General features: G+C 70.2%; 11 protein-coding genes. 4 read left to right on the forward strand and 7 right to left on the reverse strand.

Annotated features, from left to right (window positions below):
- Positions 1-184: 184 nt before the first annotated feature.
- Genes OG509_RS22310 through OG509_RS22320 form a run of 3 tightly spaced genes read left to right on the forward strand, consistent with a single transcriptional unit; the run spans position 185 to position 2,110 of the window.
- Positions 185-1,402 (forward strand): LolA family protein, encoded by a 1,218-nt coding sequence (locus tag OG509_RS22310; RefSeq protein ID WP_406184240.1) that lies wholly within the window; start codon positions 185-187, stop codon positions 1,400-1,402.
- 43 nt (positions 1,403-1,445) lie between these two features.
- A complete protein-coding gene (locus tag OG509_RS22315; RefSeq protein ID WP_053688055.1) occupies positions 1,446-1,715 on the forward strand; it encodes a plasmid partition protein ParG in 270 nt (89 codons plus the stop codon).
- Positions 1,712-2,110, forward strand: coding sequence for a hypothetical protein (locus tag OG509_RS22320; protein WP_385584265.1), 399 nt, complete (start codon positions 1,712-1,714; stop codon positions 2,108-2,110). The genes OG509_RS22315 and OG509_RS22320 overlap by 4 nt, the downstream gene beginning before the upstream one ends.
- A 13-nt stretch (positions 2,111-2,123) precedes the next feature.
- Here OG509_RS22320 and OG509_RS22325 read toward each other — a convergent pair whose 3' ends face one another.
- The 3 genes from OG509_RS22325 to OG509_RS22335 form a co-directional block, all read right to left on the reverse strand.
- Complete coding sequence (locus tag OG509_RS22325) at positions 2,124-3,440, reverse strand: M28 family metallopeptidase (protein WP_406184243.1); 1,317 nt, start codon at positions 3,438-3,440, stop codon at positions 2,124-2,126.
- A 210-nt stretch (positions 3,441-3,650) separates the two neighbouring features.
- Entirely contained in the window at positions 3,651-4,616 is a 966-nt protein-coding gene (rarD, locus tag OG509_RS22330; RefSeq protein WP_406187648.1) for an EamA family transporter RarD, read from the reverse strand.
- A 183-nt stretch (positions 4,617-4,799) separates the two neighbouring features.
- Positions 4,800-5,654 carry an NAD(P)H-binding protein gene (locus OG509_RS22335; RefSeq protein WP_406184244.1) on the reverse strand — a complete coding sequence of 285 codons (855 nt, stop codon included), beginning with the start codon at positions 5,652-5,654 and terminating at the stop codon, positions 4,800-4,802.
- A gap of 104 nt (positions 5,655-5,758) precedes the next feature.
- Here OG509_RS22335 and OG509_RS22340 point away from each other — a divergent pair, with 104 nt between their 5' ends.
- Entirely contained in the window at positions 5,759-6,121 is a 363-nt protein-coding gene (locus tag OG509_RS22340) for a winged helix-turn-helix transcriptional regulator (protein ID WP_385584255.1), read from the forward strand.
- Between the two features lie 34 nt (positions 6,122-6,155).
- On the opposite strand, the gene OG509_RS22345 is transcribed toward OG509_RS22340, so the two are convergent.
- The 4 genes from OG509_RS22345 to OG509_RS22360 all read right to left on the reverse strand — a co-directional run bounded on the left by OG509_RS22345 (position 6,156) and on the right by OG509_RS22360 (position 11,514).
- Positions 6,156-7,223, reverse strand: coding sequence for a 2-oxoacid:ferredoxin oxidoreductase subunit beta (locus tag OG509_RS22345; RefSeq protein ID WP_406184245.1), 1,068 nt, complete (start codon positions 7,221-7,223; stop codon positions 6,156-6,158).
- The gene (locus tag OG509_RS22350; RefSeq protein WP_406184246.1) at positions 7,216-9,159 is read right to left on the reverse strand and encodes a 2-oxoacid:acceptor oxidoreductase subunit alpha; all 1,944 of its coding nucleotides are present in this window, start codon (positions 9,157-9,159) and stop codon (positions 7,216-7,218) included. The genes OG509_RS22345 and OG509_RS22350 overlap by 8 nt, the downstream gene beginning before the upstream one ends.
- A 280-nt stretch (positions 9,160-9,439) precedes the next feature.
- Positions 9,440-10,099 carry a response regulator transcription factor gene (locus tag OG509_RS22355; protein WP_324289370.1) on the reverse strand — a complete coding sequence of 220 codons (660 nt, stop codon included), beginning with the start codon at positions 10,097-10,099 and terminating at the stop codon, positions 9,440-9,442.
- A gap of 131 nt (positions 10,100-10,230) precedes the next feature.
- Positions 10,231-11,514, reverse strand: a complete 1,284-nt coding sequence (locus OG509_RS22360; RefSeq protein ID WP_406184247.1) for a sensor histidine kinase — start codon at positions 11,512-11,514, stop codon at positions 10,231-10,233.
- Positions 11,515-11,544 lie beyond the last annotated feature (30 nt).

Raw genomic sequence — 11,544 nt, forward strand, 5'->3', positions numbered from 1 at the left:
CGTCCGGACAAGCCGTTCGGCAGGGGCGAGGGCCCGGCATCCCCTACGGGTGGGGGATGCCGGGCCCTCGCCGTGTCATCCCTGCGGCGTACGCCGAGTTGGCCCCGGGGAGTGACGCCCCGACCCCTCCCGCTTTGGTCAGATGGAGACACACCAGAACGGGTGACACAGAGGTAGGGCAGACATGGCAACGAACGCAAAGACCCGCAAGGCCGCCCGGTACGCCGTACCGGTAGCGGTGGCGGGTGTGGCCGCCGCGACCGTGGCGATGGTCCCGGCCTTCGCGAACTCCGGCGGCCCCGACCTGCCGAAGATGACCGCGCAGCAGCTGATCGAGAAGGTCGCCGCCTCCGACGTGCAGCAGCTGTCCGGGAGCGCGAAGATCAGCACCGACCTGGGTCTGCCGACCCTGGCGAGCGGCCTCCTCGGTGGCGGGGGCGTCGCGGGCGGCTCGGCCAACCCCGAGGACAAGATCGCGCAGCTGGCGAACGGCACGCACACGCTGCGCGTCGCGGCCGACGGCCCGGACCGCCAGAAGCTCACGTTCGTGGACGGCAAGGACGAGTACAGCCTCGTCCACAACGGCGCCGACGTCTGGGGGTACGACAGCAAGGCCAACGAGGTCTGGCACGAGAAGAACCCCGAGGCGGCGGCCGGCAAGGACGAGAAGAAGACGGCCGAGCGGCTCGGCGGCGCCTCGCCCCAGCAGCTGGCCCAGGACGTGCTGAAGGCCGCCGGCCCGACCACGGACGTCAGCGTGGGCGAGACCGCGCAGGTGGCCGGCCGGGACGCCTACCAGCTGGTGCTGAAGCCGAAGCAGAGCGGATCCACGGTCGGCTCGGTCAAGATCGCGGTGGACGCCAAGAACGGTGTGCCGCTGCGGGTGCAGCTGCTCTCGGCCGAGGGCGGCAAGCCGATCGTCGACGCCGGGTTCACCAAGGTGGACTTCGCCAAGCCGGCCGCCGACACGTTCGCGTTCACCGCGCCCAAGGGCGCCAAGGTGACCGAGGGCGCTGCCGGGGCGGGCAAGGACGGCCGCGGCCACGGCAAGGAGTTCAAGGGCCTGGACTCCTTCCCCGGCCTGGAGGCCCTGACGGGCGGCATGGGCGGCGCGGCCGGCAAGGGCGGCGAGACGAAGGTGCTCGGCGAGGGCTGGGCGACCATCGCCCGCGTCGACAGCGGTGCCGGAAAGAGTCTGAAGGACATCGAGAACGGCAAGGACACTCCCAAGGAGGCCAAGCAGTTCCTCGACTCCCTCGGGGGCAAGGTCACCGGCAAGTTCGGCGAGGGCCGGGTCTTCAAGACCCGCCTGGTCAACGCCCTGATCACGGACGACGGCAAGGTCTACGTCGGCGCGGTCACCAAGGACGCGCTGGTGAAGGCGGCCGACGCCAACAAGTAGTGCCGTACGGCGGGTAGGACTGTCCGAAGGGTGGGCGGGGACTGTGTCCCTGCCCACCCTTCGGCCGTTCCGGCCCTGTGTACAGCGGCCCCGCTGTACCGTGAAAAGCATGTCGAGACACGTCACCATCCGCCTGAACGAAGAGTTCCACGAGCGCCTCAAAGCGCGCGCGGCGGCACTGGGGACGACGGTCACCGCGCTGATCACCGAGGTGACGGAACGCGAACTCGACGAGGACCGGGAGAACTTCCTGTCCGGCATCGAGGAGTTCGCCGACCACTGGGGCTACTTCCAGGAGCGGTTCGGCAATTGAAGATCACCATGGAGTGGGCCTGGACCGCTCTGGCCCACCATCTCCCGTCAGATCCCGCCGTGTGGGATCCCTCCGGGGTGGCCGCCGCCGTCGCCCGGCACCAGAACGACCTCGTCCTGGTTCCCGAACAGCCCGCCCCGGACACCGCGTGGCGGGCCGCCGCGTTTCTGCACACCCTCGCGGTGTGCCCGGCGCTGGAATCGCCGATGAACGAGTTCTACGCGGCCGCCGCCACGCGCTCGTACCTGCGCGTGGCGGGAGCCAAGCAACTGCCCTCGCCGGAGGACCTCGGCGACCTGGTGGAGGCGGCCAAACTGGGCCGCGCCGACATCGCCGCGGTCGCCGAGGAACTCCGCGCCCTCATACAGGAGCCGCAGACGGTCCCGCCGTCCTAGACCCGCTCCTGTCTCAGAAGGTGATCTTCCAGCTGTTGATGTAGCCGGTGTCCTGCGCCGCCCCGTCCTTGACCTGGAGCTTCCAGACCCCGTTGGCCACCTCGCTCGACGCGTTGACCGTGTAGCTCTGGACGAGGTTGTCGGCGCTGCCGCCGCTGCGGTTGTGCAGGTTGTAGACCGTGCCGTCGGGGGCCACCAGGTCGACCACCAGGTCACCGCGGTAGGTGTGGACGATGTTCACGTCGACCTTGGTGGTGGCCGGGGCGTTGCCCGTGACGCCGGAGACCGTGATCGGCGAGGTCACCGCGGCGCCGGGGGAGTCCGGGATGTTCACGTCCGCGGTGTTCTCGAAGGACGGGCCCGGCGGGACCGTGGTGGCCGCCCCCAGGTTCCAGATCGCGTACGCGATGGCGTCGGAGTTGCGGTCCAGGGCGGTGTCGTCGATGTTCGCCGACGTGTCGCACGAGGCGTGGTAGCAGCGGTCGAAGGCCTGCCCGGAGGTGCCGCCCCACTTCTGCGCCTGCGCCGCCGTCTTGGTGTAGTCGGCGCCGGAGAACAGGCCGCCGACCGGGATGCCCGCGCTCTTGAACGGGGCGTGGTCGGAGCGGCCGTCGCCCTCGGTCTCGATCTCCGTCGGGATGCCGACGCCCGCGTAGTAGTTCTTGAAGGTCTGCTCGATGGTCGGGTCGTCGTCGTAGACGAAGTAGCCCGGGTTCGGCGAGCCGATCATGTCGAAGTTCAGGTACCCGGAGATCTTCGACTTCTCGGCGGCCGGCAGGTTGTTCACGTAGTACTTCGAGCCGATCGTGCCGAGCTCCTCCGCGCCCCACCAGCCGAACCGCAGGTGCTTGGTGGGCTGGAGCTGTGCGCGCGAGACGGCCAGCGCCGTCTCCAGGATGGCGGCCGAGCCGGATCCGTTGTCGTTGATGCCGGGACCGGCGGTCACCGAGTCCAGGTGCGATCCGGCCATCAGCACCGAGTTCGGGTCACCGCCCGGCCAGTCGGCGATCAGGTTGTAGCCGGTCGCGCCGCTGCTGGTGAAGGTCTGCAGGGTGGTGGTGAAGCCGGCCGCGTCCAACTTGGCCTTCACGTAGTCGATCGAGGCCTTGTAGCCGGCCCGGCCGTGGGCGCGGTTGCCGCCGTTGGCGGTGGCTATGGACTGGAGCTGCGCCAGGTGCGCCTTGACGTTGGCGACCGGGATGTCGGGCGGGGTCGGCACCGCGGTCGTCGCCGTGGGGGCGGCGAGTGCGGCGGGAGCGGTGGAGGCGAACAGGCCGGCGACCGCGATCGCGGTCACGGCGGCGAGACGCCGGGAGACGGACAGGCTCATGTGGGGGACTCCGGGATTCCGTTGGGGATTGAACGGAACGTGCGGGGTGGCGCAATTGAGCGATCGTGCGTCAGTGCGAGCCTGATGTTCAGTGGAAGGGTGACTGCCCGTCAAGACCGCGATTCGGTCAGGGTGGTTCGGAAAACGGACGATCCCCGCTACGGAGGTTCCGTAGCGGGGATCGTGGGGGTATCGGGGCGCGCGGTGGGGCTATGCCGGCTCGGGCGCGCGGCCGGCCGGGGCGGCCGCCACCGGCCCGGCGGTTGCGCGGGCCGCTTCGAGCCGGGCCCGGTTCTTGCGTGCCGTGCGCAGCGCGTCCCAGGTCAGCAGCGCCAGCGCGGCCCAGACCAGGGAGAATCCGGCCCAGCGCTCCGGCGGCATCGCCTCGTGGAAGTACACGACGCCGAGCCCGAACTGGAACACCGGGGCCAGGTACTGGAGCAGCCCGAGCGTGGAGAGCGGGACCCGGATCGCGGCCGCCCCGAAGCAGACCAGCGGGATCGCGGTGACCAGCCCGGTCGCGGCGAGCAGCGAGGCGTGCCCGAGGCCCTCCGTGGCGAAGCTCGACCGGCCCTGCGCGCCCAGCCACAGCAGGTAGCCGAGGGCGGGCAGGAACAGCAGCGCGGTCTCGGCGGCGAGCGACTCGACCCCGCCCATGTTGAGCTTCTTCTTGATCAGCCCGTACGCGGCGAAGGAGAAGGCCAGCACCAGCGAGATCCACGGCGGCCGCCCGTACCCGACGGCGAGGACCAGTACGGCGGCCACGCCGATGCCGACCGCCGCCCACTGCGCCCGGCGCAGCCGCTCGCCGAGGAGCAGCACGCCGATCGCGATGGTGACGAGCGGGTTGATGAAGTAGCCGAGGCTGGCCTCGACGACCGCGCCGTTGTTGACGGCCCAGATGTACAGGCCCCAGTTCACGGAGATCACCGACGCGGCCAGCGCGGTCAGGCCCAGCTTGCGGGGCTGGCGGAGCAGGTCACGTATCCAGGCCCAGCGGCCCATGGCCAGCAGCAGGATCCCGACCACGCCCAGCGACCACACCATGCGGTGGGCGAGGATCTCGATGGCCCCGGACGGCTTGAGCAGCGGCCAGAACAGGGGGACCAGCCCCCACATCCCGTATGCGCCGAATCCGTAGAGCAAACCCGTGCGCTGTTCGTTCTCCGCCTTCACGGGGCCCTCCAGTCGTAATTCGGCCAACCTCACGAAGGTAGCGCCGGGCGGACCGGATGTCATGCCCGTTTGCGGGAGATACTCATGACATCTCCGGGGTCTTGCGTGGCCGCGGCGACGCGGACTCAGGCCGAGACGGCTCGCTCAGGCCGAGACGGCTCGGCTCAGGCCGAGGTGGCTCGCTCAGGCCAGGGCGGAGGCGATGGCGTGGGCCACCGGGGTCGTCGGGCGGCCGATGAGTCGGGACAGGTCCCCGCCGGTGTGGGCCAGCCGGCCGCGGGAGATCGCAGCGTCCACGTCGACGAGGATCGCCGCGAAGCCCTCGGGCACCCCGGCGCCGGTCAGGATCGACAGGTGCGCCTCGGCCGGGACCTCGCTGTACGCGACCTCCTTGCCGGTCTGCGCCGCGACCTCGGCCGCGTACTCCGCCAGGCTCCACGCGGAGTCGCCGGAGAGCTCGTACACCTGGTTCAGGTGGCCTTCGCCGGTCAGTACGGCGGCCGCCGCGGCGGCGTAGTCCGCCCGCGCGGCGGAGGCGATCCTGCCCGCGCCCGCGCTGCCCACGACCGCGCCGTGCTCCAGGACGGTGCCCAGGTTGGCGGTGTAGTTCTCGTGGTACCAGCCGTTGCGCAGGAAGGTGTGGGGCAGGCCGGAGTCGAGGATGGCCTGCTCGGTGACCTTGTGCTCGGCGGCCAGGTCGAAGTCGGCCTCGGGGCCGCCGAGGATCCCGGTGTACGCGAGCTGGGCGACGCCGGCGGCCCGCGCGGCCGCGATCACGGCCAGGTGCTGCGGTACCCGGCGGCCGACCTCGTTGCCGGAGATCAGCAGGACGCGGTCGCCGGAGCGGAAGGCGCCGGCCAGGGTCTCGGGGGCGTCGTAGTCCGCGACGCGCACCTCGACCCCGCGGGCGGCCAGGTCGGCGGCCTTCTCCTCGCTGCGGACGACGACGGCGACGCGCTCGGCGGGGACCTGGTTCAGCAGTTCCTCGACGACGAGGCGGCCGAGGGATCCGGTGGCTCCGGTGACGACGATGCTCATGGGTGCGCTCCTTGCGTGGGGCCGTGTCTTGCTTCGGGGTATGGCACCACCTTAAGGAGAGCGCTAACCTTTCGTAAGTACCCACTTCAAAGTAAGGTACTGGTATGGAAGTAAGTGTGAAGGCTCCGATGTGCCCCTCCCGCGGAGTGCTGGAGCACGTCACCAGCCGCTGGGGCGTCCTGGTGCTGGCCGCGCTCGTCGAGCGCTCGTACCGGTTCAGCGAGCTGCGCCGGGAGGTGGGCGGCGTCAGCGAGAAGATGCTGGCCCAGACCCTCCAGACACTGGAGCGCGACGGATTCCTGCTGCGCGACGCCAAGCCCGTGATCCCGCCGCGCGTGGACTACTCGCTGACCGAGCTGGGACGCGAGGCCGCCGAGCAGGTGTGGGCGCTGGCCCGCTGGACCGAGCGGCGCACCACCGACGTCCAGGCGGCGCGGGCCGCGTACGACGAGGCCCGGAGCTCCTGAGGAACTCCGGGCCGTCCGTTCGGGAAGGCGCGGGTCAGCCGACGACCGTCCAGGTGTCGTTGCCGGCGAGCAGGGTGCTGAGGTCGCCCTTGCCCTTGGCGTCGACGGCCGCATCCAGCTGCTCGGCCATCAGCGTGTCGTAGACCGGCCGCTCCACGCTGCGGAAGACCCCGATGGGCGTCTGGTGCAGGGTGTGCGGGTCGGCCAGCCGGGACAGGGCGAAGGCGGTGGTCGGGCCGGTGCCGTGCGCGTCGTGGACCAGGATCCGGGACTCGTTCTCGGGGGTCACCGTGACGACCTCCAGCTCCCCGGTGGCCTCGTCGCGTACGACGCCCTTGTGTCCGTCGGCGCCGAAGCGGATCGGCTGCCCGTGCTCCAGCCGGATCACGGCCTCCTGCGCCTGGGCGTTGTCCTTGAGGACCTCGAAGGCGCCGTCGTTGAAGATGTTGCAGTTCTGGTAGATCTCCACGAGCGCCGTGCCCTGGTGGTCGGCGGCCGCGCGCAGTACCTCGGTGAGGTGTTTGCGGTCGGAGTCGACGGTCCGGGCGACGAAGGTGGCCTCCGCGCCCAGCGCCAGCGAGACCGGGTTGAAGGGCGCGTCGAGCGAGCCCATCGGGGTGGATTTGGTGATCTTGCCGACCTCGCTGGTGGGCGAGTACTGGCCCTTGGTCAGTCCGTAGATCCGGTTGTTGAAGAGCAGGATCTTGAGGTTGACGTTGCGGCGCAGGGCGTGGATCAGGTGGTTCCCGCCGATGGACAGCGCGTCGCCGTCTCCGGTGACCACCCACACCGACAGGTCGCGGCGCGAGGTGGCCAGACCCGTGGCGATGGCCGGGGCGCGGCCGTGGATCGAGTGCATCCCGTACGTGTTCATGTAGTACGGGAAACGCGAGGAGCAGCCGATCCCGGAGACGAAGACGATGTTCTCCTTCGCCAGCCCGAGCTCGGGCATGAAGCCCTGGACCGCTGCCAGTACCGCGTAGTCACCGCACCCGGGACACCAGCGGACCTCCTGGTCCGACTTGAAGTCCTTCATCGACTGCTTGGCCTCGGCCTTCGGCACGAGGGAGAGCAGATGGGGGGCGTCGGTCACCTCAGTCATTGATGGCCTCCTCGAGAACCTTCGCGAGCTGCTCGGCCTTGAACGGCATTCCGTTGACCTGGGTGTACGACTGGGCGTCCACCAGGTACTTCGCCCGGATCAGGGTGGCGAGCTGCCCGAGGTTCATCTCCGGCACCACTACCTTGTCGTAACGCTTCAGGACCTCCCCGAGATTCCTCGGGAACGGGTTGAGGTGGCGCAGATGGGCCTGTGCGATGGGGGCGGCGACATTGCGCAGGCGGCGGACGGCGGCGGTGATGGGGCCGTACGTGGAGCCCCAGCCGAGGACCAGGGTGCGGGCGCCGTCCGGGTCGTCGACCTCCAGGTCGGGGACCCGGATCCCGTCGATCTTGGCCTGGCGGGTGCGGACCATGAAGTCGTGGTTGGCGGGGTCGTACGAGATGTTGCCGGTGCCGTCCTGCTTCTCGATGCCGCCGATGCGGTGTTCGAGTCCGGGCGTGCCCGGTACCGCCCACGGGCGGGCCAGCGTCTGCGGGTCGCGCTTGAACGGCCAGAACACCTCGGTGCCGTCCGCGAGCTGCTGGTTGGGCCCGGAGGCGAACTGAACCTTCAGGTCCGGCAGGTCGGCGACGTCCGGGATCCGCCAGGGCTCGGAGCCGTTCGCGAGGTATCCGTCGGAGAGCAGGAAGACCGGGGTGCGGTACGTCAGCGCGATCCGCACGGCTTCGAGGGCGGCGTCGAAGCAGTCGGCGGGTGTCCGCGGGGCCACGACCGGCACCGGGGCCTCGCCGTTGCGCCCGTACATCGCCTGGAGCAGGTCCGCCTGCTCCGTCTTGGTCGGCAGACCCGTCGACGGACCGCCGCGCTGGATGTCCACGATCAGCAGCGGCAGCTCCAGGGAGACCGCGAGACCGATCGTCTCGGACTTGAGCGCGACTCCGGGCCCGGAGGTCGTGGTCACGCCGAGCGCGCCGCCGAAGGCCGCCCCGAGCGCCGCGCCGATGCCCGCGATCTCGTCCTCGGCCTGGAAGGTCCGTACGCCGAAGTTCTTGTGCTTGCTCAGCTCGTGCAGGATGTCCGAGGCGGGGGTGATCGGATAAGAGCCCAGGTAGAGCGGCAGATCGGCCTGCCGGCTCGCCGTGATCAGCCCGTACGACAGGGCCAGGTTCCCGGAGATGTTCCGGTACGTGCCCGTCGGGAAGGCTCGGGTCGCCGGGGCCACCTCGTACGAGACCGCGAAGTCCTCCGTGGTCTCGCCGAAGTTCCAGCCCGCCCGGAACGCGGCCACGTTCGCCTCGGCGATGTCGGGCTTCTTCGCGAACTTCTGCCGCAGGAAGTTCTCCGTGCCCTCGGTGGGCCGGTGGTACATCCAGCTCAGCAGCCCGAGCGCGAACATGTTCTTGCTGCGCTCGGCCTCCTTGCGGGAGAGCCCGAAATCCTTCAGCGCCTCGACGGTGAGCGTGGTCAGCGGCACCTGGTGGATGTTGTACGCGCCCAGCGAACCGTCTTCCAGCGGCGAGGTCTCATAGCCCACCTTCGCCATCGGGCGCTTGGTGAATTCATCGGTATTGATGATGATCTCGGCGCCGCGCGGGACGTCCCCGATGTTCGCCTTCAGCGCGGCCGGATTCATCGCGACCAGTACGTTCGGGGCGTCGCCCGGCGTCAGGATGTCGTGATCGGCGAAATGCAGCTGGAACGACGACACACCCGGCAGGGTGCCGGCGGGGGCGCGGATCTCGGCCGGAAAGTTCGGCAGCGTGGAGAGGTCGTTCCCGAAGGAAGCCGTCTCCGAGGTGAACCGGTCACCCGTGAGCTGCATGCCGTCCCCCGAGTCACCCGCGAAGCGGATGATCACCCGGTCCAGGCGGCGTACTTCCTTGCCGCCGGGGGCCGGGGGCGTCCGTTGTTCGCCGACTACGGCACCTTCGGCCCCGTCGGCCTGTTCGGCTGGACTACTGACCTGGCTGGTCACTGAACTGGACCTCCTTCGAGGCGTGGCGTTCCCGTTCCCAAGGTCAACCCTACGTCGGCAGGGCCGGCCTTCTCGGGGGACGCTCGTATTCTGGACCGTCGTCTGCGGCGGTCTGTCGAGAGAATCCCGTGGGATTACGCGGGTCCACGGGATTCCGAGAGATTCCGAGATTTCGTGCCGTGCAGAAATAGTGCGAGCCCCCGGCGGCCGGGTGCGGTAACGCCGCACCTGACAGGGTGTCAGTTGATCAAGGCTTTGATCAATGCCCCGGATCTTTCGATCAAGACCGCAGGTAGGTGAGAACGGCCAGAACTCGCCGGTGGTCCCCGTCGCTCGGTGACAGCCCGAGCTTCATGAAGATGTTGCTGACGTGCTTCTCCACCGCTCCGTCGCTGACCACGAGCTGCTTGGCCACGGCCGAATTGGTGCGACCCTCGGCCATCAGGCCCAGCACCTCGCGCTCGCGCGGGGTCAGCCCCGCCAGCACGTCCTGCTTCCGGCTGCGGCCGAGCAGCTGGGCGACCACCTCCGGGTCCAGGGCGGTCCCGCCCCGGGCCACGCGTACGACGGCGTCCAGGAACTCCCGCACGTCGGCCACCCGGTCCTTGAGCAGATACCCCACCCCGGTACTGGAACCGGCCAGCAGTTCGGTGGCGTACTGCTCCTCCACGTACTGCGACAGTACGAGCACGCCTATACCAGGATGCTCGCGCCGCAGCCGTACCGCCGCTCGTACGCCCTCGTCGGTATGCGTCGGCGGCATCCGTACGTCGGCCACCACCACATCCGGCAGTGCGTTCTCGGCGGCCAGCTCGGCCACCGTCTTGATCAGGGCTTCCGCGTCCCCGACGCCGGCCACGACGTCATGCCCCCGGTCGGTCAGCAACCGGGTCAGGCCCTCACGCAGGAGCACTGAATCCTCGGCGATGACCACCCGCACCCTGTCTTCCACGTCCAGCAGCTCCCGAGTCCACGTCGTCCGATGTACCTGACGCAGCCAAGCATCCCAGCCCGGGGGCCGGATGGAGGCGAGTCGGGATCATCGAAAAACAGGGGCTGGCCGGACGCCCCCTAACGGGAGCGCCAGGGGAGCTCGGCGGTGACGGTGGTGCCGCCGCCGGCCGGGGAGTCCACGACCAGCACCCCGTCCACGGCGTCCAGCCGCTCGGTGAGACCGGCCAGCCCGGTGCCGGCGCCTTCGCTGCTCGCGCCGCCGCGCCCGTCGTCCGCGACCTGGATCAGCAGCCGGTCCCCGGACTTCCACACGTCCACGCTCGCGGTACGGGCCCCGGAGTGCTTGCTTATGTTCTGGAGCAGCTCCGAGACGGTGAAGTACGCGATCCCCTCGACGGCGGAGGCCGGCCGGTCCGGCAGGTCCGCGGACACCCGTACCGGCACCGCGCAGCGGGAGGCCACGGAGGACAGCGCCGCGTCCAGACCGCGGTCGGTCAGCACGGCCGGGTGGATCCCGCGGGCCAGGTCGCGCAGCTCCTGGAGCGCGACCTTCACCTCTCCGTGCGCCTCGTCCACCATCCGGGCGGCGGCCTGCGGGTCCTCGGCGAGCTTCTCCTTCGCCAGTCCGAGATCCATGGCCAGCGCCACCAGGCGGGCCTGCGCCCCGTCGTGCAGATCGCGCTCGATGCGCCGCAGGTCGGCGGCGGCGGTGTCGACGACGACCCCGCGGTCGGACTCCAGCTCCGTGACCCGGTGGTCGAGGCGCGAGGGCCCGAGCAGCCCGGCGATGAGGACGCGGTCGACGGTGGTCAGGGCCCGCACCACCCAGGGCGTGGCCAGGGTGAAGGCCAGCCCGACCAGGAAGGCGAGGGCGATCTCGGCGGGGGAGTCGAGGTAGAAGGTGTAGTCGTCGTTCTGGAAGAGCTGGAGCCCGGGCCAGTCGGTGTAGGCCGGGAAGACCCAGAACCAGACCGGGTACAGCAGGAAGGCCCAGCCGTACGTCCAGAACACCAGTGCCACGGTGAAGGCGAAGACGGCCCAGGGGAGGTGGATCACGGAGTACAGCGCGTGCCGCCAGGCGCTGCCGCTCTTGAGCAGGGCCCCCATGGCGGCGAGCGGACCCCGCTTCTGGGCCCGGATCGGCGCCGGCTCGGCGATGTCGACCCCGAGCATGGCCCGAGCCCGGCCCCGCTCGACCCGCCCGAACCCGCGGCACATGGCGAGCACCCCGGCGAGGACCGGGACCCCGAGGAAGGTGACGAGCAGCCCGGCGCCGAGGCTGACCCCGGTGATCGCGAGCGAGAAGTACAGCAGGCTCAGCGGCAGCCCGAGCACCAGATACCCGAACTCCCGCCAGGTCCGCCCCTCGACGGGAGCCCGCAACGCCCGTACGAATCCCATAGCCCAACCCGCCCTCTCGACGCTTCCCGT

Origin of the sequence: Streptomyces sp. NBC_01006 (assembly GCF_045162725.1) — a bacterium.
In the GTDB taxonomy this organism is placed as follows: Bacteria; Actinomycetota; Actinomycetes; order Streptomycetales; family Streptomycetaceae; genus Streptomyces.

What these genes read in the sequence shown, in the direction of transcription:
- OG509_RS22325 (WP_406184243.1), bottom strand. Translation starts at nt 3,440, where the DNA reads ATGAGCCTGTCCGTCTCCCGGCGTCTCGCCGCCGTGACCGCGATCGCG.
- OG509_RS22360 (WP_406184247.1), bottom strand. Translation starts at nt 11,514, where the DNA reads ATGGGATTCGTACGGGCGTTGCGGGCTCCCGTCGAGGGGCGGACCTGG.
- OG509_RS22310 (WP_406184240.1), top strand. Translation starts at nt 185, where the DNA reads ATGGCAACGAACGCAAAGACCCGCAAGGCCGCCCGGTACGCCGTACCG.
- OG509_RS22340 (WP_385584255.1), top strand. Translation starts at nt 5,759, where the DNA reads ATGGAAGTAAGTGTGAAGGCTCCGATGTGCCCCTCCCGCGGAGTGCTG.
- OG509_RS22335 (WP_406184244.1), bottom strand. Translation starts at nt 5,654, where the DNA reads ATGAGCATCGTCGTCACCGGAGCCACCGGATCCCTCGGCCGCCTCGTC.
- OG509_RS22345 (WP_406184245.1), bottom strand. Translation starts at nt 7,223, where the DNA reads ATGACTGAGGTGACCGACGCCCCCCATCTGCTCTCCCTCGTGCCGAAG.